Source organism: Desulfosporosinus sp. FKA (assembly GCF_002196785.1).
Lineage (GTDB): Bacteria > Bacillota > Desulfitobacteriia > Desulfitobacteriales > Desulfitobacteriaceae > Desulfosporosinus > Desulfosporosinus acididurans.
On sequence record NZ_NAHZ01000014.1, the window covers coordinates 67,693 to 89,399 of the forward strand.

Below are 21,707 nucleotides of genomic sequence, written 5' to 3' on the forward strand. Positions count from 1 at the left end.
GAAGTTAACTCTGCGGATTATGGAATTGATTCATGACGTCGGGTGGAGGTAAGAAAGGGAAAAATAATGGATAAGATAATGGATAAGATAATGGATAAGATAATGGAAGCTTCTGATTTAGAGTTTATTTTTACTGCCTTGCAAAAAACGTTCCCTGATGCTCACTGCGAGCTTGAATTTCATACACCTTATGAACTGCTGATCGCAACGATTTTATCGGCTCAATGTACAGATGAGAGGGTGAATCAAGTTACGGCAGCGCTATTCCAAAGCGCCAATACCCCTGAAAGCATTCTTGCTTTAGGTTTAAATAATCTTGAACGTGAAATTCGGTCTTTGGGTTTATATCATAACAAGGCCAAAAGCATTCTTGCTGCTTCACAACTATTGGTCGAAAAATACTCAGGAGTAGTTCCCGATACTATTGATTTATTGAGAAAGCTCCCTGGTGTAGGACGTAAAACGGCAAATGTTGTTGCAAGTAATGCCTATGGAGTTCCGGCCTTAGCGGTAGATACTCATGTGTTTAGAGTAGCTCATCGGTTAGGTTTAGCGGAAGGCAATACCCCAGAAAAAGTGGAAAAAGAATTAATGAATGTATTTCCGCGCGAACGTTGGTCGGATCTTCATCATTTATTTATTTTCTTAGGCAGACGCATCTGTTTTGCTCGAAAACCAAATTGCCCGGAGTGTCCTCTCCCATCGGTTTGTAAAATGTTCAAGAGTACTGAACTCTAAACGACAATATTCTTTAATCTTCTTTTTAAAGGTCTTTCATGTTAGAATATATTTCTAAACACATAGATGGTGTTTTGAAGGGAAACTTCCTATTAGTTAGATAAAAGTAAATCTATCTGAGAATCGAAAGGGTTGGAACTATGAAATTTATACGCTTTTTGGATCAGAAGAACGATATTAAATTTGGAGTTCTAGAAGGCACAAGAATTCAATTACTTGATCGAACATTTCTGGATTCTCAAAGACAATTGACTAATCAATGGGCGGAACTTAAAGAAGTTCGTATCTTAGCGCCGGTTGAACCTAGTAAAGTAGTATGTGTCGGCTTAAATTATTCATTACATGTCGAAGAAATAAAGCAATCATTACATCTTAAAGAAAAGGATTCTTCGGCACCTAACGATCCCGTTATTTTTTTGAAACCTCAAACCAGTGTCATAGGTCCCGAAGACAATATTATTTATCCCAAAATTAGTCAAAGAGTCGATTTTGAAGCCGAGCTTGCTATAGTAATTGGGAAAACCATTAAAGGAGTAACTGAGGAGGAAGCCTTTGACGCCATCTTGGGCTATACTTGCGCCAACGATGTAACGGCAAGGGATTTACAGCAAAAGGATGGTCAATGGACTCGCGGAAAATCCTTTGATACGTTTTGCCCGCTTGGTCCCTGGGTTGTGACGGATGTTGACCCAAGCAATCTGGAAATTCAACTTTCCCTGAATGGAGAAATCAAGCAATCTTCAAATACAAAGTATTTTATGGCCTCTGTACCTAAGCTTGTAAGTTTTATATCCCAAGTTATGACCCTGTTCCCAGGTGATGTTGTACTTACTGGCACCCCAGAAGGTGTTGGCCCGATGCAGCCTGGGGATGAGGTTGTCGTTAAAATTCCGGCGATCGGTGAATTACACAATAGAATAATTGCTGAACGAGTTTCCTAAGAACGTTTAACTTGCTAAGGTAGAACCTATATGGGGGTGATGACATGATCCGAATTGGGCATAACCCAAATACAAACATGTTGCCGATGTTTCATTTTTTGCCTAAAGAACATCCACTTCTGACCTCGGTTACAGCAGAACCTACTGGGCATAATGCTATGTTGGCTGAGGGTCAGATAGATATGGCGCCAATCAGTGCATTTTCCTATGGCGAGCATTGGCAAGATTATTTTATTCTGCCTAACCTTTCGGTTTCCACGAAGGGACGAGTTGGGTCAATTCTTTTGTTTTCTAAAGTACCTTTAGAGAATTTAGATGGCCTGACCGTTGCGCTAACAGATATGTCAGCAACCTCGGTTAATCTGACGAAGATCCTACTCCATCGCTTTTATGGAGCCTTTCCCAAGTATGTAACCTTGCCTTCAAATTTAAGCGATATGTTCCTGCAGGCAGACGCGGCTCTCTTGATAGCCGATTCTGCTATTCGGGCAGCACAAGCGAAGCCGGATTGTTTGATTTACGACTTGGGAGCTGAATGGTTAAAACAAACAGGTCATTCTATGACTTATGCTGTCTGGGCCTTTCCGAAAAAGTTGTTGACTCAGCAGGCTGAAGAAATTAAGAATGTTTATCATCTGCTGTTGGAGGCAAAATCTAAAGCTTTGAATCGAATGGAGGATATCGTTCAGTCTTGCCAGGTGATGCTCGGCGGATCCAGTGATTTTTGGAAGGATTACTTTACGCAGTTTCATTATGATTTAGGCCCTGCATTATTGTCCGGGCTGCAAAAATATTTAGATCTCTGTTATGAGGAAAAATTACTGCCTAGCCGTCCAATGATTGAGCGTTGGCCGGAGGAATAAGGTATGAGGTATTGGGTGTATCTTGCTCGATGTGGAGATGATACAATCTATACTGGTGCAACTACGGATCTCGAACGAAGAGTGCGTGAACATAACGGGGAGGGTTCCGGAAGGCAAGGAGCAAAATACACTGCGTCTCATGGCCCTGTATCCTTGGTTCAGGCTTGGGAGGTCAACTCTTGGGGGAATGCTCTGCGTTTGGAGTATGCTATTAAACGGTGTAATCGAGCGGAAAAACTTCGTCTAATAAAAGAACCTTGGAAAATTTGCCGTGTTGCTGAAAGACGACAGTTGACCTTCTGCATTTCAGTCGCGACAAAAGAACTACGTTCAGGTAAAGCTGAACATCACGCTGATTAAAGTATAAGGGTTAAAACCTATTTGCCAAGAATGAGGTGGATATTTTGAGAATTGCCTTAATCGCCCATGATGAAAAGAAAGCAGAAATGATAGAATTTACTAAAACGTATAAGGATCTTTTAGCTCAATGTCAATTAACAGGCACCGGAACAACGGGTAAATTAATTCAACAGCATGTAGGTTTGCCTGTGCAAGCGCTGTTGTCAGGTCCGATCGGAGGAGATCAGCAGATTGGCAGTCTCGTTGCGACCCAAAATCTGGATATGATTATTTTCTTGCGTGATCCTTTGACGGCTCAAGCTCACGAACCGGACATTGCGGCTTTGTTAAGAGTATGTGATGTACACAATGTTCCCTTGGCGACGAATCGAAAAAGTGCGGAAATTTTAATGGCTTATGTAAAACTTTGCTTAGAAGAGCTGTAGGTTAAATCAAGTCAAACGCTTTGAAGAAACGAATTAGGATTGTGTCATTAAGAAACTCCGCCAGAATGTGTGCGGAGTTTTCTTGCCAGGATGTCTAAGTGCTTATTTATGATTTAATTGAGCGTCGACCTTTATTTTAGAATAGGGGTTAAACGTTATATATACTTCCACCTAAAAATTCTCGGAGAATCGAGATAAAAGGAATTGAAGTAACATCCAGGGGACTAAAAAACGAAAGCAAGGTTAAGAGATGAGCTGCTGTTTGATAGTGAGGGGAATTGGGAGCTATCAACTGCAGAAGCTGTTCAGCATAGGGTCGAAGGGCATTCAATTCATAGAGAAGGCTCGAGTTAAACATAACATCTGCCTCCTCCTGATAGGGGAAAATATTATGGTTTTCCCCGCGTCGAACACTCTCCCATTGTGCCAGTGTTCGCTCAGGATTAATACCGCGAAACTGATTGTCGCGAACGATACGGCGAATAAGTCTGACTTCTGTTGTTGGGACTCTGGTATAGTCATCAATATTTAACTGGAATAAGGCACTGACATAGATCTTAAACATTTGGTTTCTGTCCAGCGAGGGTATTAAACTTGGATTGAGAGCGTGAATTCCTTCGATAACGAGGATTTCGTCAGGGCTAAGGTGTAAGGGCTTGCCAACCGGAGACCTATGACCGCTGACAAAATCAAAGATGGGGGTTTCGACATGTTCGCCGTGAATCAGAGCATTAATATGGGCTGCAAGGAGAGGTAAATCTAGAGCTCTTAACGATTCGAAATCATATTGCCCATTAGCGTCACGCGGAGTTTCTTCCCGCGAAAGAAAGTAATTATCTAAAGAGAGAGCGATTGGCCGTAAGCCGCTGACACGCAGCTGTGTTGACAATCGTTGAGCAAAGGTTGTTTTTCCGGAAGAAGAAGGACCTGATATGAGAATGATACGGACATTACGCCGATGTTCATAAATTCGGTCGGCGATAGAAGATATCTTCTTTTCGTGTAGGGCTTCTGCTAAGCATATAAGGTCATTTGAACCATCCGCAGATATGATCGAGTTGACATCGTCTACTTTAGTGAGATGTAAATTTTCCAGCCAGCGCTGACTTTCTGAAAAGGTTGACGATAGTTTTTCCGGGGGCACAAAGGGAGCTAGGGTTTCTGGATGGTTAGCATTGGGAAAGAGTAAAATAAAACCCGGAGGGAAATGAATCAATTGGAAGTACTTTAAGGAACCTGAACGATTAAGAGGAGGATAAAGTGTTTTAAATTCTAGATTGTCCAAGCGGCAATGGTATGAGTTATCTCGATTTGACTCAAAAGAGATGGGCTGATCCGCTAATACCCAGCTTTTTAAAGTTTCCTCAAGTTTCATGACTTCCCTTGATGACATTAAAGAATCTTCAAGTTCACAATAGACTCCATCAAGGATAGAGTGAGAGATTTTAAGCTGTTCATCCGGAAAGAGCTTTTTTGCAGCTCCGATTAGGCCAAGGATCAAACTCTGACGATATCTGCGAATTGAGTAATCAGACATTCTGGCACCGCCTTTCAAGTGATGAAGTTGTCATTATGATATTCCACATAATATTCCACATAATATCTCAACTTTCCTTTAAGAAATAAGCAGAGAATTGCCTTTAATAATAGTAACTCAGCTAGGTTTGTCAATTTAGAAGGAATTTGGCCACTTACCGCGAATATACTGCGAATAAGATGGTACATAAAAAATAAAATTAAAGTCAAGGAGGGAAATGAAATGTATGAAAGCACTCGGGGTAATTTATCGGGGCAAAGTGCTTCCCAAGCAATAGCATTAGGTATGGTACCCAAAGGAGGTCTATTTGTCCCATCGACGTTTCCCGCCTTAAAATGGCAAGAACTTCAAGGGTTGTCCTATCGTGAAGTGGCCAAACGAGTTATGGCGGATTATTTACCGGATTTTCCTGAAGAAACTCTTGATAAAATTGTGAATGTTTACAATGATGGAACCTTTGACGGGCAAAATCCAGCGCCTCTCGCTTCAGTGGGCAATTTTGGAGTGCTTGAACTTTGGCATGGTCCAACTTCGGCTTTCAAGGATATGGCTTTACAAGTATTACCTGACTTATTGAACGTTAGTCTAAAACATATAGGCCTTGATGCGGAAGTTTTAATATTAGTTGCAACGTCGGGAGACACAGGAAAAGCTGCCTTGGAGGGTTTTAAAAACCGTGAAGGTATGCATATCGCCGTATTTTATCCTCAAGGAGGAGTAAGTCCTGTGCAGGAGCGGCAGATGACCACTACTGAAGGATCTAATACCCATGTTATTGCTGTCAAAGGTAATTTCGATCAATGCCAGACCGCGGTTAAACAAATGTTCGCCTCGGAAGCTTTGAAAGCCAAGCTGTGGGAAAACAAGTTAGTGTTCTCTTCGGCTAACTCCATTAACTGGGGGAGGCTCTTGCCGCAGATTGTTTATTATTTTTGGGCCTATTTACAGGCGGTTGAACAGCAAAAGGTCGTTCCCGGCGGAGTAATCAATGTAGTTGTGCCAACCGGGAATTTTGGAAACCTCTTGGCAGCATACTATGCTCGGCGCATGGGTGTACCTATTGCCAAAATTATTTGTGCATCCAATAAAAACAACGTTTTAACTAATTTTTTTGCAACGGGCGAATACCAAAGCCAACGTCAATTTTATCAAACAATTTCTCCATCTATGGATATTTTAATTTCCAGTAATTTTGAACGTTTCTTGTATGAGATGAACGGACGAAACGCTGACCTCATTAACAGCTGGTATGATCAGAAAAACCTGGGATCCTTTAAGGTTGATTCCCAAACTCTCAAAAATTGCCAGGAGATTGTGTTTGCCGGCTGGGCAGATGAAGATGAAACCTTAGCCACGATTTCCCATAGTTTTAAAGCATATCAATATGTTTTTGATCCTCATACTGCTGTGGGTATGAAAGTCTATGAAGACTATTGTGCTTCGAGTCATGACACGACCTTCACTGTCATCGCATCAACGGCCAGTCCATTTAAATTTGCATCTAATGTTTTAATTGCCTTAGAGGGAACTCAAGGGAAGCAGAGAGATGAATGGCAGGCCCTGAAAGGTTTGAGTCAATTAACAAACTGGGAAATTCCTCAAGGATTACAGGGTTTAGATAAAAAGAAAGCAAAGATCGTTGATTCCTGTCAACCGGAGAAGATTGAAGAAATGTTACAAGGATTATTTATCAAGTAAATTTTTTCCGGGAACTAAGTTTAAGAAGGATGACTGTGAAGATATAAAAAGAGCCTTTTAGTATCATTAGCATACTAAAAGGCTCTTTGCTGCTTAAGACTCCTAAAAAATAGTTTCATCAGGAAGAGCTTTGGGGTAGGAACCCAGCAATTTAACGGAGATATTTTCTTCCCGTAGGGCCCAGAGAACTTCTTGGATGGGGGGAGCAAAAACATAGCCATCCACATCAATGAAGAAGACATACTCCCCAAGTTTTCGTTTAGAGGGACGAGACTCAATTCTAGTAAGGTTAATAAGGCGTTTGGAAAATTCGCCTAGGATCGAATATAAGGATCCCGGAGTATTATTGGCAACGATGAGCAATGAAGTTTTGTCGTTTCCATCAGACATATCTGCCAGACGATGGCCTACGAGGACGAATCTGGTAGGATTAAGAACGACGTCTTGAATACGTTCCGCGAGAATGTGGAGGTTATAGAGGCTGGCAGCTCGCCGCGGACCGATAGCAGCCCAATTTTCTCGAATTGAAGAGATTCTTTGTGCAGCTTCTGCCGTGCTAAGACAAGTAATTTGTTCAATCTGAGGAAGATGCGTTTCCAAGAAATCTCGACATTGGCCAAGTGCCTGTTCGTGAGAGTAAATGCGTTCAATTTGCTGCAAAGGCATCGGCTCGTGAGTTAGGAGGCATTGGTCAATGGGTTGGACAAATTCATAGCTGATAAAGAGATGTTCTGTTTGGCCAAGGATATCCATGGTTACGCCAACTTGTCCTTCTGTTGAATTTTCTAAAGGAATAAAAGCCCAGTCAATCTTCTTTTCTTCACAAGCAAGAAGCAGGCGCGGAATGGTGGGAAAGGGGATCAACTGCGGTGGGGATAGGCTAAATTCAGAATGGTCTGTTAGAAAAAGATGGATTGCCTCTTCAGAAAAACTTCCTTTTGGGCCCAGATAACCCATCGTAGACATGATGTTGTCTCCTTCCTCTATAAAAAATCATCTGTCCCCTCTTTCTAAAAGATGAAACAGACTTCGAGAATATCCTCATTATCTCTTATCATAATACAGATAAACCATGCCAGCAAGTCGTACAATAAAAGTATTTTAATAGTCACTTTGTTTAATAAGATACTTGCGCAGAGAGAAAGAATTTAGTAAAATTGAATCAGAAGGTTGGGGAACCTTCTAGGGGATCAGTGGACAAGGTGAAGAAGCAGGCAGTGGAACGTACGCTGCCTGCTTCACTTTTATCCTGTTAATGAGTGCTGACTATAAGAAAATGCTGAATATGGAGAGATGTAACGTTGGCATTGGAAATTGAACGGAAATTTTTGGTAATGCAAGAGAACTTACCGGAATTGCACGGAGGTCAATACATAATTCAAGGATATTTATCAGAACTGCCGTCAATACGCTACCGTTTTCTTGAGAATTCTATTACGATAACCGTTAAAGAATTACGGTCTGATGGCAGCCGTCAGGAGATTGAAACATCCAATCCATCTTCAACTCAAGAAGAGCGGGATGCTCTAAAGAGGATATCTCTTGCCCCTCCAATCGAAAAAATCAGGTATAGGCTGCCTTATGGAAGCCTGATCTGGGAAGTTGATGTATATCAAATGGAAAATCAGGGCTTAATAACGGTTGACGTCGAAATACCTGAGGTGGGTTATCCCTTAACGTTTCCAAAGTGGGTTAACTGGGAACGGGAAATCACCAATGATTCAAAATACTTTAACGTAAACTTAGCTAGAAAGCCATATATGACGTGGCCGATTACCTAATTTAAGAAGTGGTTAAGACCTTTCACATAAACTTAATTAGGAAAATGGTATTTTTGTTGGGTATGTATATAATAAGTGTGACGAACATCAAGGAGGGAATTTTGTGGAACAGCGACGACTTAAGCTCAGAGATGAACTTCCTGAGACCTCAAAATGGCGACTGGAAGATATATTCAGGACGAATGACTTATGGGAACAGGAGTATGCCAATATCGAAAGGCTTTTAGATGAAGGTAAAAAATTCGAAGGTCACCTCGGAGATTCTTCGAGTGTTTTAGTTTCTTGTTTTGATTGGATGGATGACCTCAGTTTACGAATTGAAGAAGTTTACTCATATGCCCGAATGCGCAGGGATGAGGATAATCGTCAGGCAAATTATCAAGCAATGACGGACCGTGCAGGAGCTCTTGCAGTAAAGGTAAGCAGTGCAGCTGCTTTTGTTGTTCCTGAATTGTTAGCAATGCCCGAGGGAAGACTGAATGAATTTCGGGCCGAATCTGAAACGTTAAAACTCTATCATCATGCTCTTGAAGATATTCTGCGTAAGAAAGACCATATTCTTAGTTCAAGTGAAGAGAAATTATTGGCTGGAGTCGGCGAATTAGCCGAAGCGCCGGGTGCAATTTTTACAATGGCTAATAATGCAGATCTGAAATTTCCGGCAATTGAAGATGAAGCAAGTCAAATGGTCGAGTTGACGAAAGGAAATTTCATTCATTTTATGGAGAGTTCAAAGAGAAACGTGCGTAAAGCTGCTTTTGAAACTCTCTATAAAACCTACGGCAAGCAGCGTAATACTTGGGCAGCAACTCTAAATTCCAACATCAAGTCTGATGTATTTTTTGCCAAAGCGCGCAATTATCATTCAGCAATAGAGGCATCTTTAGACGATGATCGTGTTCCCTTAAAGGTCTATGATTCTCTAATTGATACTGTTCATGATTTTCTTCCCCAAATGCATAAATATATTCGACTGCGTAAGAAAGCCTTGAATCTCACAGAATTACATATGTACGATATTTATGTTCCTATTGTACCTGAAACAACGATGAAGATTTCCTATGATGAGGCTAAATCAATGGTTCTTAAAGGTTTAAAACCTTTGGGAGCAGATTATCTCAAGGTTTTGCAAGAGGGATTTGACAATCGGTGGATTGATGTATATGAGAATGAAGGTAAGACGAGTGGGGCCTATTCTTGGGGCACTTATCGTTCTCATCCCTATGTTTTATTGAATCATCAGGATACTCTTGATTCTATGTTTACCATAGCTCACGAAATGGGTCATTCGCTGCATACCTATTTATCTAATCATACTCAACCTCATCTTTATGCAGGTTATAAAATATTTGTTGCTGAAGTGGCCTCAACGTTGAATGAGGCTCTCGTGATGGAGCATCTTCTGGATGAAACTAAAGATACCAAAACTCTTGCCTATTTAGTAAACCATTATCTTGAGCAATTCAGAGGTACAATTTTCCGACAAACAATGTTCGCCGAATTTGAAAAGAAGACCCATGCAATTGTCGAAGAAGGTGGAGCTTTGACTGCAGATCAGTTTTCTGAAATTTATCGCGACTTAAATGCGGCTTATTATGGAGAAGATATAATATTAGACGAGGAAATTGCCCTTGAGTGGGCTCGCATTCCCCATTTCTATAATTCCTTTTACGTCTATAAATACGCTACTGGTTTTTCGGCAGCTATAGCCTTCGCACGAGCAATTTTAAAGGAAGGCGAACCAGCTGTAGCTAAGTATCTTAAGTTTTTAAGCAGCGGCAGTTCAGACTATCCCATAGAATTGCTGCGAAAAGCCGGTGTTGATATGGAGACGCCGCAACCGGTTCGCGAAGCCCTTTTAGTTTTTGAAGAACTCATTGGTCGTTTAGAGGGTCTCCTTACTTGACAACGCAAGATTTTGAGGAGTAATATTAATGGCAATAGTACACGCTAGGGGTATTGAACGCTGAATGGGGGTGGACAACATGGATTTTCTAACAAGTCAAGGAAATTTTGAACAGGTTGTCCAAATTGCCAAAGGTTTCTATGCGCGCAAAGATCGGGCCCATGACTTAGACCATGCTTTAAGGGTCAGAGAGTGGGGGAAAAAGTTGGCTCTAGCAGAAGGCGCAGATGTAATAGTTATAGAACTTGCGGCTCTATTACATGATATTGGAAGATCAGGTGCTGTAGAAAAAACCCACGCCCAAAGCAGCGCAGGACTTGCAGATAACATTCTTCACAAAGCAGGATATCCTGAGACTGTTATTATAAGGGTAAAAGAAGCAATTATTGCACATTCTCGCGAAGAGGGGTATGAGCCCAAAACCCTTGAGGCAAAAATATTATATGATGCGGATAAATTGGATTTTGTAGGTGCCATTGGTTTGGGCCGCCTATTTACTTTAGGTGGAGTACAAGGTTGGCCCCTTGTGGGGGAAAATTCCTGTGAATCCTTCTATCAAGAGAAAATTCGAAGTTACCATGAGCATTTGTTTACCAAGTCGGCTCTAAATTATTTCAAGCCGTTATTTTCCTATATGGAAGAATTCTGGCATAAATTACATGAAGAAATGATTTAAATTATTCCTTTTGGGTAAGCTATGTATATTAGCTTATTTGGAAGGATTGGTTTGAATGCGTTGGTTTTGGCGTGTTTTACTTCTCATAGGGTTTATAGCTGTTCTAAAAACTTACACGTTGTCAGAACAAAAAACGTTTATTTCTTGGCCTGAAGGAGATTGGGCCCAGAAATTAAACTTTGAAGTAAAACATTGGCAAGCTATTACGCAGGACCTTCCAGAAAGCTTGGAAGTCGAAGTACGACAATTTTTAAAGGATTTTCGTGCGTCCGGAAGCGGGGAAGAAGTCTAGGTTTTCGATTGTATCTTATGCCTTTCGGTTTTATTTTAATTTCCCTTGGTCAAACGCTAAAAATATGGTATATTTAGGACTAGCGAGAAAAAAAGGAGTGAGATTTATGGTAGAGATTACAGAACTCGCAGCTCAAAAAGTTAAAGAAGTGCTTAAAAGTCAAAATAAAGAAAATGCATTTCTTAGACTTTATTTAGCAGGTGTTGGTTGAGGTGGGCCGAATTTCGGCATGACTCTGGATGAGTCAAAGACAACAGATGACATACTTGATGAAGGTTACGGCGTATCAATACTCACCGACAAGAAACTTTCCTCTTATTTAGAGGGTGCTACAATTGATTTCATTGATTCTAAGCAAGGCGGAGGATTCGAAATCCGCACAGCCAACCCTAGCAGTGACGGTTGTGGAAGCTGCGGCGGCGGTTGTTCCTGATATGTGTTTTTCAAAGAGAGCTCTCGGGGGCTCTCTTTTAGCATAATCGGTTCTCGGCATTTATCTTGGAAATTGATGAACGATTGTTACGCTAAAATAATTATGTAAGTCTGTCCGGAAAGCCTATTAAAGTAATAGAGGGAGGAAAACACTTATGACAATGATTCGCGAAGAGTCTGGACGTGCCATAATTACGGTTATCGGCAGGGATCAGATTGGTATCATCGCTTGGGTTGCAACGAAACTTGCTGAATATAACGTGAATATTTTAGATATTAGTCAGACAATCCTTAAGGAATTTTTTACAATGATCATGGTAGTCGATTTAAAATCGGCAACGTTGGAATTAGTTGAATTAGCCAATAGTCTTGAACAAGAGGGACTCAATAAAGGGTTACAAGTAAAAGTTCAGCACGAGGATATATTTACCTATATGCATCGCATTTAGCACAAAAGAATTTTAAAGAAGGTAATTGTGGAGGGAAATCGTTTATGACGATTACATTTGCTCGTGAAGAAATTCAACAAACTATCAAGATGATTCATGAAGAAAATCTTGATATTAGAACTATTACGATGGGAATTAGTTTGTTGGATTGTGTGACAGAGGATATAAATAGTTTAGAACGAAAAATATATGATAAGGTTACTAAAAAAGCAAGTCGCTTAGTGACGGTGGGAGAACAAATTTCATCTCGTTATGGAATTCCCATAATCAACAAACGTGTTTCAGTTACACCCATAGCTATCGCGGCAGCTCATTTATCCTCGGAAGGAATGGTGAGAATTGCCAAGGCCTTGGATCGAGCTGCCAAGACGTTGGGAATAAATTTCATTGGTGGGTTTTCTGCTCTAGTGCAGAAGGGATTTACAGAGGGAGACTTAGCTTTAATTGATGCTATTCCTCAGGCTTTGAGTGAAACAAATTTTGTATGTTCTTCGGTTAATATCGGAACGACTAAAGCCGGAATAAATATGGATGCAGTCAAACGAATGGGAGAAGTTATCTTAAATTGCGCTCAAAAAACTTCTGCTCAAGATGGAATTGGTGCAGCCAAACTTGTTGTCTTCTGTAATGCTCCGGAAGATAATCCTTTCATGGCAGGGGCATTTCACGGTGTTGGCGAACCAGATTGCGTGATCAATGTTGGGGTAAGCGGTCCGGGCGTTGTGGCAAAAGTTGTTAAGGAATTTCCTGATGCAGATTTTGGGGAACTCTCCAATCTTATTAAACAGACTGCTTTTAAAATTACACGAATGGGCGAACTGATTGGTCGAGCAGCATCGAAAGCTTTACAAGTTCCCTTTGGAATTGTTGATTTGTCCTTGGCTCCAACACCAGCTATTGGGGATAGTGTGGCAGAGATTTTGGAAAATATGGGCCTTGAACGTTGTGGAACGCATGGAACGACGGCTGCTTTAGCCATGTTAAATGATGCGGTTAAAAAAGGCGGCGCTATGGCTTCATCTCATGTGGGAGGCTTAAGCGGCGCATTTATCCCTGTCTCAGAGGACGCTGGAATGGTTAAAGCTGTGGAGGTTGGGGCTCTGGATCTGGATAAACTAGAAGCCATGACCTGTGTCTGTTCTGTTGGATTAGATATGATTGCCGTGCCAGGGGATGTGAGTTCTGAAACTATCTCGGCAATTATCGCTGATGAAGCTGCCATTGGGATGATTAATAAAAAAACAACTGCTGTCAGAATTATTCCTGCCATTGGTAAAAAAGCTGGGGAACGTGTGGAATTTGGAGGGCTATTGGGTGGAGCTCCGGTCATGAATGTTCATCCATTTTCCTCAAAAACCTTTATTAATCGCGGCGGCAGAATACCTGCCCCAATTACAAGTTTATCCAACTGATAGTTTTGCCTTTTTGGTGTGTAAATAACTGATTTTGTCAGAAAAACTTAGATTAGATGACAAAAGAATCTTTAATTATCTTTTTACTTTATCAAGCGACGGTATAAATGGCAAAAAGGTTTTTTACAAAGTTATGATAATCAGGTAAAATAGGCAATGTAATCACAACAATTAATTTTGCTTTGGGCTATGGAGCGTTATTCTAGTGCACGATTGGCAATCGAAGGCGGGCCTAATAATCCGCCGAGGGCATACCGATGAAGTTCCTGGTGGTGGCTTTCGACGCCCAGTCGAGGGCTGTTGCTGGGAGTTAAGGAATGAGGGGGATCCGCAATGGCATGCGGGCGCTACCCTTTTCCGTGGAGGCCTAAGTGCGTGGCTTTTATAGCTATGGCTTAGGGTAGAACCTGCATTAGGAAGGAACTTAGTGCAGTGTAGCCTGCCTTGAGGTGGAAAAGTTGGGAAGGCTTTAAGAGGTTTGGAGGGTGTTGGCCGATGCTTTTCAAACTGCCGGAAATGCTTTTCTGCAAAAGAGGCTAGATTGTCTAGGAGTGTTAAGGAAACTTCTAGAACGTTAACTAAAGAGGATTGAAGTGAGGACTAAGTGGTGATCAAGTTCTGGTGATGGCGACATCCCAGGCTGGGGAAAAGGAGAAATCGCCTTTAGGGAAACCGAAGGAACTTAGTGGGAAAACCTACTTGACCTAAGCCTCAATATTGACTCTTTAGCCTCCTATTGTCCAAATAAAGTCCGTCTCTCAAATTGAGAGGCGGTTTTTATTTGTCCTACTATCTCGACCTGTCTTCGCCAGTCATAGAAACAGTATGGACACAATTTTTATCCATCAGTGGTGCTGCCTAGCGGCATGGAGTCTGATAGTGGATAATAATTCCATGAATTATTGCAGGGATTTTTAGACATACTGGCGAATAGCCTAATATAGGCAAATAGACTAATATAAAATGCTGAATCCGAACTTATGTTAGGAGCGGGGGATTTTCTTGGGGTGAATCACGATTTCTCGTGTAGGGCTTACACCTTTAGCCCGAATCCGTCAACTAACCTCGTAAGCAAATGAAAGGTGGACTCTCATTGCTAATTTCCTCATCTGGACGGATGTGGTTAGGAAGCACAGTCCTGGCAGGTTTAATGTTGGCTGGCAGTTTGTCAGTTCCGGCGGCGGGTAAAATTGCAGCCAAGACAACTTTGATTTCCATTCCGACTGGACCCTATACTAACATCGTTCGCACACAGTTGCAGTGGCGCACTGCTTCCCTGACCTCATCTCAGGATAGTAACGATTCAACACCCGTTTTATCGGCTTCAAGTACACCAAATAACGTAACAAAATCGGCTGATAAACTGCAATCAAGAGTTGTCCCGGTGCCAGCGGAACGATCAAAAGCTATTCAAGTCGCTGCTGCGTCCCAAAAACAAGTATCGCGTTCGGTTACCTCTCAATTAATCAATAATGCTCTAAGCCTGCAGGGTGTTCCCTATCGTTTTGGGGGGACAAGTCGAAACGGCTTTGATTGTTCAGGGTTTACTCAATATGTCTATCGAGCCTCGAACACTTCATTGCCGAGAACTGCCGCAGAGCAATTTAGAACTGGAACCGGTATCAGTCGAGGGCAGCTACAGGCAGGTGACTTAGTATTTTTCTCCACCTACGCTTCAGGAGCATCTCACGTGGGTATTTATATTGGAGGAGGACGCTTTGTTCATGCTTCGAATAAAGGGATTCGGGTTACAAGTCTGAGTGATAACTATTACGCAAGCCGTTATTTGGGTGCCCGTCGAATCAATTAGACACGTTATTAAGGATTCATAAAAACAACAGCGAGAGATCGCTGTTGTTTTTATGCCCAATCTAACAACGGGGAATCCACGGGACGGGCCTATATTGAAGACATTCGCCGCTTGATTTTGTTCTTGATTCTGTTAAAGATGAATTAGTATTGCTTATATAGTTATCAGATATGTTACATTGATGTGTGCGCTTGTAGTAACATTTTCGGCATAATTCTACTCTGTAATTTAAAATCATGGAATAGATTTCTCCTCCTGTAAAGGGTTGTGTTCATCTGCTGGGTGGAAGTAATCAAAAATAGAGAGGGCAATACTTTCGGGGAGTCCTGTAGACTGAAGTTCTTCCACGGATGCCTGTTGAATTTCAGCAAGGGAAGAAAAATGCTGCAAAAGATGCTGTTTGCGTTTAGGGCCTATTCCTGTTATTCCGTCAAGAGCAGACAATGTCATATTCTTTGTGCGCTGTTGACGATGAAACGTAATCGCAAATCGATGAACTTCATTTTGAATTCGCCCCAATAATAAAAACGTTGGATGATTTCTCGCTAAAGCGATGGGGTTTCCCTCCCAATCCATAAGTTCATTCGTTTGATGGCGATCATTTTTTACCATACCTGCCACAGGAATCGTGAGTCCAAGGTCCTCTAATTCTTTTAAGGCTGCATTAATTTGGCCTTTGCCTCCGTCAACAAGTATTAAGTCAGGCAAAGGTTCATTTTCGGAAACAAGACGATGGTAGCGGCGGCGTATAACCTGACTCATAGAGGCTGTATCATCTGATATCTCCATAGGTTGTATTTTATATTTGCGATACCCCTTACGTTGAGGTTTACCGTCAATAAATTGAACCATACCGGCAACAGAATGGGTTCCAGCTGTATTGGATATATCAAATGCCTCAATTCTGTGCGGAGAGGGTATCTTTAGAAGTTCTCCAAGAGTTGTTAGAGCTTGGGTATTGTCCGACTGTTGGCGTATTTCAAGAGTAATTTGATCGTGGAGCGTTGTTTGAGCATTTGACATGGCCATCAGAACTAAATCTCTTTTTTTCCCTTTTTGGGGAATAGTAATAGGAAACAAACTCAATAAGGCCTGCGATTCTAAAGAAGGAATTAAAATTTCCTTAGGCCAGATTTTACGCTCCAGGTAGAATTGAGCAATAAAAGAAATAAATGCTTCTTCAGGATCATCATAATAAGGGAAAATAAAATTATCCCTTGCCAGCAATTTGCCTTGTCGCAGATAAAAGACCTGAATACATAATTGATCTGTGGTTTTGGCATAGCCGATAACATCTCTGTCAACAAAATCATTGAGGGTTATATTTTGTTTTTCTCCAAGTCGCTTTAAATCCTCGATGAGATCTCGATATTCTTTTGCCCTTTCGAATTGGAGAGATTCTGCTGCTGTTTGCATTTTAGCGCCTAGGAGATTCAAAACTTCACTTTGGTCGCCATTAAGAAATGTTGATGCATTCTTGGAAATTTCTTCATAGTCATTAGGCGAAACATCGCGAATACAAGGTGCCAGGCATTGATCCAGGTGAAAGTATAGACAAGAACGGGTTGGGATTTGCCGGCATTTTCGAAACGGAAAAAGCCGGTTTAGCAGTCGGGCGGCTTCTTGTGCCGCTGTGGCATTAGGATAAGGTCCAAAATATTTCCCAGTGCCCTTTTTAATTTGACGTGTGACCATAATACGCGGGTGTCTTTCATGGGTGATCATTAAATAAGGGTAAGTTTTATCGTCACGTAAAAGGATATTATACTTGGGATTATATTTTTTTATCAAATTGCATTCCAACACGAGGGCTTCGACTTCTGAATCCGTTAATATATATTCGAAATCTATGATATGGCTCACTAGACGAGCTGTTTTCCCATCATGAGACCCAGTAAAGTAAGATTTAACTCTATTTTTTAATTGCTTTGCTTTACCGACATAAATAATTTGTCCCCGATCGTCTTTCATAAGGTAGACACCCGGTTTGGGAGGCAACAAGCTCAGTTTTTGTCGAAGCAGATCCACTTTTACCACCTCTGCTCCTATTTTAGGACTCGGGTAAGCAAGATGCAAGTGCTCCGTTCATATCTGCACATTTTCAAACGTATATATGCTGTAAGTATATACAATTATGATAAATGGGGGAGAGGTTATGCCAAATACCTGGGGAAGACCGCCGCGTAGTGAGTTATGGCAGGATTTACAGGCCTTGGCCCTTTGGGTTCTTATCATAGGAGTAGTAGGGTATGTACTCTTTCCTAATTTTTTCAAAGATATTTATACTCGTTTATCAGACCCCGTCACTCAAACCAGTACTCTTAATGACAATTACACCTTAAATAGCACTGCAAATAAAAGTTATAGTTCTGCTGCGAATTCGCAAAACGTATTAGGTCAAGATTTTTCTAATCTCGCGAATGACCTTCATAATGGCAGAAGTGAGATTACCTCGGGGTATTGGATAATATTTGTTGCTGATGGAGAATTTAATCAACTTCCTGTAAGCAGTGATGCCTATGCTTTTTTGTCTAGACTAATTGAAAGTGATCAAAAAACAACGGGAAAAACCTCGGTTATTCTTGCTTCCAACGGGCAAATTCGGAAATTTGTCATAAGCGATGAAATCTATTCCATAATCAAGAACTTGGGTATCATTGGTGCACGTACTAATACTTAAGCTGATCATCTGAAAAGAAGTTTTGCACCTGCCGCAAATAAAACAATGCCTAGAAACTGCCATGGATTCCAGGGAAATCGCTGAATGCCAAACCATCCAAAATGATCGATCAGAACTGCTGTGCTCACCTGTCCAATAATAATAGCTGTCGTAGCATTGCAGACACCGATTTTAGGAATGCTGACCGCAACAAGTCCAACTATAAGGACACTTAATAAGCCTCCAAGGTAAAGAAACCAAGGAATTGATCCCCAATTATGATTATAAATTGGTATTTTGCAGACCAAAAGAGCTAACAGCGCAATAACTGTTCCAATAATATGAACGATAAAGGTCGCAGATAATAAAGAGGTTTTTTCGCTTAATAACGAATTTAATGTGCCTTGGACAGCCATAGTAATTCCTGAAATTCCGGCTATAACAAAAGGCAATGATAGAAATTTTAACATTGTTACCTCCTTAATATGACTGTAAGATATCGCCAGATTCGTAAACATCTAATCAGTATTCATTACATGGGTTAAGGGAAAAATGAAGATATCAAAATAAAGTGGAGGTGCGTCATGGATATCGATTATAATTTGATTCAACGCGCCCAGATGTTATTGACCCTTGACCATCCTCTAACTCAAGTACGGGATATTCTCTTACGAGAAGGATACCCACAAGATCAAGTTGTCGAGTTAATGGATGCAACTGAAGAGGTTTTGAATTATCTTGTTCCTCCTCAATATGATGAACATAAAATAGGAATTGATATTTTGCACCCAGGAGAGAAAGAACAAGGACGAAAACCAACTGTTGATATTTTAATAGACAAACGATCCGGAAAATTAGAGTTAATCACGCCTCATCTGCCAGAGACCTGGCGCGTTGCCAATGAAGTTAGGAAAGCCATTAAAAGACAACGTCATTCTTTAAACTATTTTCATTGATTCCTGAAGGGTTGCAGGGAAAACCTTGCAATCCTTTCTTACTCTTAGCTTTTCTCCAAATTCGAGAATTATGTTATAATGTATCAACATAAAGAAAGATTTATCTCTTATAAAGTGAATTCAAGGTTTATATATAAATGTGAAAATAGTGAGGGACCCACCCCCACTTAAAGAGGTGGGAATCTTAAAAATTGGATAAATGAGGTAAATTCGATGAAAATCGCTGTTTTATCTGATACCCATTTAAGATTAGGGAAAACATTACCACGTTTTGTTTGGGAGCATTTAGAGGAGGCGGATCTTATTATTCATGCCGGAGATTTAGTTCACAAGGAAGTCCTTAACGAACTCTCTCTCCTAGCTCCTGTTAAAGCAGTATGCGGGAATTGTGATGATTGGGATGTAAATCTTCCTAGTCAAGAATGGGTTGAGTGTGGTTCTTTGAAAATTGGCATAATACATGGACACCAAGGTAAAGGCCAAACAACCATGGAACGTGCTTATAATGCTTTTGTGTCAAATCCCGTTGATATTGTCGTTTTTGGGCATAGCCATACACCTGCTCTGAAGTGGCATCAGGGGGTACTTATGTTTAATCCCGGTTCACCAACGGATAAACGGCGTGAACCTCAATATTCTTTTGGCTGGATGGTATTACAAGAGGGCAGTATTAATGCGAAACATATTTATTTTTAAAATCAAGTATCTTAGTCCTTTAAAAATCAACGATTTTTAAGATCGTGGTCTAAGCGTTTCTAAACTTAAGATGCTGCAAGACGTTAGAAAGAGACTATATGTTTGGGAATTAACAAACAGCTTAGGAATTATCCTAAGCTGTTTTAACAAGTAGAAAAAGGAAACCATATTGACCTTAAGGGGTGGAGAAGATGGAGATAAATCCTTTGTCTGCCATACAGTCGATGGAGAAACAGAAATTAAAGGTAGGGCAGCCTGGGGAACGCATTTTGGTGGAAGTTCTTCAGAAAGATGAAGAGAATTATGGAATTATCCGTGTTAAAGGGCAAGCCCTGCGGGCAATACTTGAGACTTCTGCTGAAGTAGGGGATAAATTTTGGGTGAATGTCGGAGATGAGGAAGATGGAGTCTGCCTTTTACTAAGAGAGCCTTACCTGGAAAATCCTCAGGACATTCCTGTCAATTCCCAGGAATTTATGGAGTTGACAGAAAGGGGAATGCCGTTGAGGCAAGATCTTGTTAACCTTATAAGAAATTTCACGACTTTTAACAGCGGAGTTCCTTTATTGGATAACCTGCAGGGGCTTTTTTCCCAAGAATTTCTGGATATAATTAAAAAATCTTTCCCTAAATGGGAAACTCTCATAGAAAATAATGGCGCAGAGAAAATTATTGATTGCCTGCGAAAGTTGGGAATCGATTATGAACAACGATTTTGGCAAATGCTTAAACTCGATCCCAGAGCTAGAGAGCAGGAAAAAGAACAGTTAAAAAATACTTTGAAGTATGCCCTTCTTAAGGAGATTAATGACCAAACGGAGGAAGACCATTCCGAGAAGTCCCTTACTGACCTTTTAGATGCAATAACCGGACAGCAATTATGGCTTAAAACGGGTACGTTGAATAATGGGTATGTATTGCTTCATCTTCCTCTAATGAACCAGGAGCGCTGTATACCCGTAAAAATTGGAATCGAAAGTGCTCGAAAAGGAACGAAAATGGATGAAAATCATTGCCGTATCGCAATTCAAATGGAAACTGAAACGTTGGGTCTTATAGGTGTCGATGCCTATTTTAGTCAAGATTCTTTGACTCTCGATATTCTATCAAGTGATCCGGAACTCCCAGAATTAGTTGCAGAGGTTTTGCCGGAAACAAAAGCCCAGTTTACAAAGCTGGGATTTCTGCTTTCGAAGGTTGACATAGAGGATTTGGAACATAATTCGGAGTTTAAAGACTTTCTTCTCGGACATAGAAGACATGGAGTTGATGTTGCAGGATGACTATTAAGAATAAAAAATCCGAAATCGCTGCTGCCTTACGGTACGATCAGACGGGAGCACCGCGTGTCGTGGCCAAGGGACGAGGTGAGCTAGCACGTAAAATGATTGAAGTCGCTGAGGCAGAAGGAATATTAATCCAGAAAAACGAAGCCCTAGTCGAGGCATTAATTCAAATTGAACTAACTAAAGAAATACCGCCGCAGCTTTATCGTGCTGTTGCTGAGTTATTGGCCTTAGTTTATCGCTTGGAAAAGGCTAAACAGTCGAGGATTTCATCCTGATATCACATATTTTGAAGGCTATGAAACAAACTATTGTAAAGATAGGAGGTTTGAATTATGGATAGATCCTTCGAAGTATTAAATTCAATTTTGGCAGGCGAACATATGGCAATCGAAGAATATCAATCATGTGTTGATGTGCTTTCTGATGGACCGCTCAGAAACCATCTAACAAGTATTCTTACGGATCATAAAAATCACGCTACAAGGCTGGCCTATTATATTCAAATGAACGGAGGAAAAGTCCGAGAAGGTGTTGGACTGGCAGGGAATATCGAAACCTGGAAAAATCGAATACGTAACTTGGGAAAGGTAAAGTCTGAACAAATGCTGGACCACCTTTATTCCGGTGAGGACAAAGGGCTAGCCCGAGCAGTTCAATATTCAGAACGAAATTTATGCGGCGCCGATAAAGAATTACTAGAACCAATATTTGCTGACGAGCATGATCATTTAAAACAATTGCAAAAGCTTAAAGAAGGCTTTTTCTATCAGTAAAACAGAGCAATAAA

24 protein-coding genes and 1 riboswitch are annotated in these 21,707 nt (G+C 40.9%); of the genes, 20 read left to right on the forward strand and 4 right to left on the reverse strand.

Annotation, left to right across the window (positions count from 1 at the left end):
* The first annotated feature begins 90 nt into the window (after positions 1-90).
* The 5 genes from nth (at position 91) to B5771_RS03325 (ending at position 3,327) form a co-directional block, all read left to right on the forward strand.
* Entirely contained in the window at positions 91-738 is a 648-nt protein-coding gene (nth, locus tag B5771_RS03305) for an endonuclease III (protein WP_088186290.1), read from the forward strand.
* 140 nt (positions 739-878) lie between these two features.
* A complete protein-coding gene (locus B5771_RS03310) occupies positions 879-1,679 on the forward strand; it encodes a fumarylacetoacetate hydrolase family protein (protein WP_088186255.1) in 801 nt (266 codons plus the stop codon).
* Positions 1,680-1,723: 44 nt separating this feature from the next.
* Positions 1,724-2,542, forward strand: coding sequence for a menaquinone biosynthesis protein (locus B5771_RS03315; RefSeq protein ID WP_088186256.1), 819 nt, complete (start codon positions 1,724-1,726; stop codon positions 2,540-2,542).
* 3 nt (positions 2,543-2,545) lie between these two features.
* Positions 2,546-2,902, forward strand: a complete 357-nt coding sequence (locus B5771_RS03320) for a GIY-YIG nuclease family protein (RefSeq protein WP_088186257.1) — start codon at positions 2,546-2,548, stop codon at positions 2,900-2,902.
* Between the two features lie 44 nt (positions 2,903-2,946).
* Positions 2,947-3,327: a methylglyoxal synthase gene (locus tag B5771_RS03325; protein ID WP_088186258.1), complete on the forward strand. Its 381-nt coding sequence runs from the start codon at positions 2,947-2,949 to the stop codon at positions 3,325-3,327.
* A gap of 148 nt (positions 3,328-3,475) precedes the next feature.
* Here B5771_RS03325 and B5771_RS03330 read toward each other — a convergent pair whose 3' ends face one another.
* On the reverse strand, positions 3,476-4,864 hold the full coding sequence (locus B5771_RS03330; protein WP_088186259.1) for a nucleoside kinase: 1,389 nt from the start codon (positions 4,862-4,864) through the stop codon (positions 3,476-3,478).
* Positions 4,865-5,086: 222 nt separating this feature from the next.
* Between B5771_RS03330 and thrC the strand changes: the two genes are divergently transcribed.
* The gene (thrC, locus tag B5771_RS03335; RefSeq protein ID WP_088186260.1) at positions 5,087-6,562 is read left to right on the forward strand and encodes a threonine synthase; all 1,476 of its coding nucleotides are present in this window, start codon (positions 5,087-5,089) and stop codon (positions 6,560-6,562) included.
* 102 nt (positions 6,563-6,664) lie between these two features.
* Here the strand turns inward: thrC and pheA are convergent, their stop codons facing one another.
* Positions 6,665-7,528, reverse strand: a complete 864-nt coding sequence (pheA, locus tag B5771_RS03340; protein ID WP_088186261.1) for a prephenate dehydratase — start codon at positions 7,526-7,528, stop codon at positions 6,665-6,667.
* 335 nt (positions 7,529-7,863) lie between these two features.
* On the opposite strand from pheA, the gene B5771_RS03345 reads away from it, so the two are divergent.
* From B5771_RS03345 to B5771_RS03380, 8 genes are all read left to right on the forward strand, one after another.
* A complete protein-coding gene (locus tag B5771_RS03345) occupies positions 7,864-8,343 on the forward strand; it encodes an adenylate cyclase (RefSeq protein ID WP_172408136.1) in 480 nt (159 codons plus the stop codon).
* 103 nt (positions 8,344-8,446) lie between these two features.
* Positions 8,447-10,249 (forward strand): oligoendopeptidase F, encoded by a 1,803-nt coding sequence (pepF, locus tag B5771_RS03350; RefSeq protein ID WP_088186262.1) that lies wholly within the window; start codon positions 8,447-8,449, stop codon positions 10,247-10,249.
* A 79-nt stretch (positions 10,250-10,328) separates the two neighbouring features.
* Positions 10,329-10,925: an HD domain-containing protein gene (locus tag B5771_RS03355; RefSeq protein ID WP_088186263.1), complete on the forward strand. Its 597-nt coding sequence runs from the start codon at positions 10,329-10,331 to the stop codon at positions 10,923-10,925.
* Positions 10,926-10,980: 55 nt separating this feature from the next.
* Complete coding sequence (locus B5771_RS03360; protein WP_088186264.1) at positions 10,981-11,217, forward strand: hypothetical protein; 237 nt, start codon at positions 10,981-10,983, stop codon at positions 11,215-11,217.
* A 106-nt stretch (positions 11,218-11,323) separates the two neighbouring features.
* Positions 11,324-11,650 (forward strand): iron-sulfur cluster assembly accessory protein, encoded by a 327-nt coding sequence (locus B5771_RS03365; protein WP_083995806.1) that lies wholly within the window; start codon positions 11,324-11,326, stop codon positions 11,648-11,650.
* A 154-nt stretch (positions 11,651-11,804) separates the two neighbouring features.
* Positions 11,805-12,098, forward strand: a complete 294-nt coding sequence (locus tag B5771_RS03370) for an ACT domain-containing protein (protein WP_088186265.1) — start codon at positions 11,805-11,807, stop codon at positions 12,096-12,098.
* A 44-nt stretch (positions 12,099-12,142) separates the two neighbouring features.
* Complete coding sequence (locus tag B5771_RS03375; RefSeq protein ID WP_088186266.1) at positions 12,143-13,510, forward strand: PFL family protein; 1,368 nt, start codon at positions 12,143-12,145, stop codon at positions 13,508-13,510.
* Positions 13,511-14,464: 954 nt separating this feature from the next.
* A riboswitch (cyclic di-AMP (ydaO/yuaA leader) is annotated at positions 14,465-14,600 on the forward strand.
* Positions 14,601-14,603: 3 nt separating this feature from the next.
* Positions 14,604-15,320: a C40 family peptidase gene (locus tag B5771_RS03380; RefSeq protein WP_242966717.1), complete on the forward strand. Its 717-nt coding sequence runs from the start codon at positions 14,604-14,606 to the stop codon at positions 15,318-15,320.
* A 234-nt stretch (positions 15,321-15,554) separates the two neighbouring features.
* Here the strand turns inward: B5771_RS03380 and uvrC are convergent, their stop codons facing one another.
* The gene (uvrC, locus tag B5771_RS03385; protein WP_242966720.1) at positions 15,555-17,291 is read right to left on the reverse strand and encodes an excinuclease ABC subunit UvrC; all 1,737 of its coding nucleotides are present in this window, start codon (positions 17,289-17,291) and stop codon (positions 15,555-15,557) included.
* 184 nt (positions 17,292-17,475) lie between these two features.
* Between uvrC and B5771_RS03390 the strand changes: the two genes are divergently transcribed.
* Positions 17,476-18,000, forward strand: coding sequence for a hypothetical protein (locus B5771_RS03390; RefSeq protein WP_088186269.1), 525 nt, complete (start codon positions 17,476-17,478; stop codon positions 17,998-18,000).
* A 5-nt stretch (positions 18,001-18,005) separates the two neighbouring features.
* Here B5771_RS03390 and B5771_RS03395 read toward each other — a convergent pair whose 3' ends face one another.
* Positions 18,006-18,449, reverse strand: coding sequence for a DMT family transporter (locus tag B5771_RS03395; protein WP_088186270.1), 444 nt, complete (start codon positions 18,447-18,449; stop codon positions 18,006-18,008).
* A 114-nt stretch (positions 18,450-18,563) separates the two neighbouring features.
* Here B5771_RS03395 and B5771_RS03400 point away from each other — a divergent pair, with 114 nt between their 5' ends.
* The 5 genes from B5771_RS03400 to B5771_RS03420 all read left to right on the forward strand — a co-directional run bounded on the left by B5771_RS03400 (position 18,564) and on the right by B5771_RS03420 (position 21,693).
* A complete protein-coding gene (locus tag B5771_RS03400; protein ID WP_047808261.1) occupies positions 18,564-18,935 on the forward strand; it encodes a hypothetical protein in 372 nt (123 codons plus the stop codon).
* A 213-nt stretch (positions 18,936-19,148) separates the two neighbouring features.
* Positions 19,149-19,631: a metallophosphoesterase family protein gene (locus B5771_RS03405; protein WP_088186271.1), complete on the forward strand. Its 483-nt coding sequence runs from the start codon at positions 19,149-19,151 to the stop codon at positions 19,629-19,631.
* Positions 19,632-19,822: 191 nt separating this feature from the next.
* Positions 19,823-20,914, forward strand: coding sequence for a hypothetical protein (locus B5771_RS03410; protein WP_088186272.1), 1,092 nt, complete (start codon positions 19,823-19,825; stop codon positions 20,912-20,914).
* Positions 20,911-21,195: an EscU/YscU/HrcU family type III secretion system export apparatus switch protein gene (locus tag B5771_RS03415; protein ID WP_088186273.1), complete on the forward strand. Its 285-nt coding sequence runs from the start codon at positions 20,911-20,913 to the stop codon at positions 21,193-21,195. The genes B5771_RS03410 and B5771_RS03415 overlap by 4 nt, the downstream gene beginning before the upstream one ends.
* A gap of 57 nt (positions 21,196-21,252) precedes the next feature.
* Positions 21,253-21,693: a DUF2383 domain-containing protein gene (locus B5771_RS03420; RefSeq protein WP_088186274.1), complete on the forward strand. Its 441-nt coding sequence runs from the start codon at positions 21,253-21,255 to the stop codon at positions 21,691-21,693.
* The last annotated feature ends 14 nt before the right edge of the window (positions 21,694-21,707 follow it).

Bases quoted from the DNA above. Each gene is read 5' to 3' on its own strand.
- B5771_RS03405 (WP_088186271.1), top strand. From the start codon at position 19,149: ATGAAAATCGCTGTTTTATCTGATACCCATTTAAGATTAGGGAAAACA.
- B5771_RS03395 (WP_088186270.1), bottom strand. From the start codon at position 18,449: ATGTTAAAATTTCTATCATTGCCTTTTGTTATAGCCGGAATTTCAGGA.
- B5771_RS03420 (WP_088186274.1), top strand. From the start codon at position 21,253: ATGGATAGATCCTTCGAAGTATTAAATTCAATTTTGGCAGGCGAACAT.
- B5771_RS03330 (WP_088186259.1), bottom strand. From the start codon at position 4,864: ATGTCTGATTACTCAATTCGCAGATATCGTCAGAGTTTGATCCTTGGC.
- thrC (WP_088186260.1), top strand. From the start codon at position 5,087: ATGTATGAAAGCACTCGGGGTAATTTATCGGGGCAAAGTGCTTCCCAA.
- B5771_RS03360 (WP_088186264.1), top strand. From the start codon at position 10,981: ATGCGTTGGTTTTGGCGTGTTTTACTTCTCATAGGGTTTATAGCTGTT.
- B5771_RS03370 (WP_088186265.1), top strand. From the start codon at position 11,805: ATGACAATGATTCGCGAAGAGTCTGGACGTGCCATAATTACGGTTATC.
- B5771_RS03400 (WP_047808261.1), top strand. From the start codon at position 18,564: ATGGATATCGATTATAATTTGATTCAACGCGCCCAGATGTTATTGACC.
- B5771_RS03410 (WP_088186272.1), top strand. From the start codon at position 19,823: ATGGAGATAAATCCTTTGTCTGCCATACAGTCGATGGAGAAACAGAAA.
- B5771_RS03355 (WP_088186263.1), top strand. From the start codon at position 10,329: ATGGATTTTCTAACAAGTCAAGGAAATTTTGAACAGGTTGTCCAAATT.
- B5771_RS03320 (WP_088186257.1), top strand. From the start codon at position 2,546: ATGAGGTATTGGGTGTATCTTGCTCGATGTGGAGATGATACAATCTAT.
- B5771_RS03375 (WP_088186266.1), top strand. From the start codon at position 12,143: ATGACGATTACATTTGCTCGTGAAGAAATTCAACAAACTATCAAGATG.
- B5771_RS03390 (WP_088186269.1), top strand. From the start codon at position 17,476: ATGCCAAATACCTGGGGAAGACCGCCGCGTAGTGAGTTATGGCAGGAT.
- uvrC (WP_242966720.1), bottom strand. From the start codon at position 17,291: ATGAAAGACGATCGGGGACAAATTATTTATGTCGGTAAAGCAAAGCAA.
- B5771_RS03310 (WP_088186255.1), top strand. From the start codon at position 879: ATGAAATTTATACGCTTTTTGGATCAGAAGAACGATATTAAATTTGGA.
- pheA (WP_088186261.1), bottom strand. From the start codon at position 7,528: ATGTCTACGATGGGTTATCTGGGCCCAAAAGGAAGTTTTTCTGAAGAG.
- nth (WP_088186290.1), top strand. From the start codon at position 91: ATGGATAAGATAATGGAAGCTTCTGATTTAGAGTTTATTTTTACTGCC.
- B5771_RS03315 (WP_088186256.1), top strand. From the start codon at position 1,724: ATGATCCGAATTGGGCATAACCCAAATACAAACATGTTGCCGATGTTT.
- B5771_RS03415 (WP_088186273.1), top strand. From the start codon at position 20,911: ATGACTATTAAGAATAAAAAATCCGAAATCGCTGCTGCCTTACGGTAC.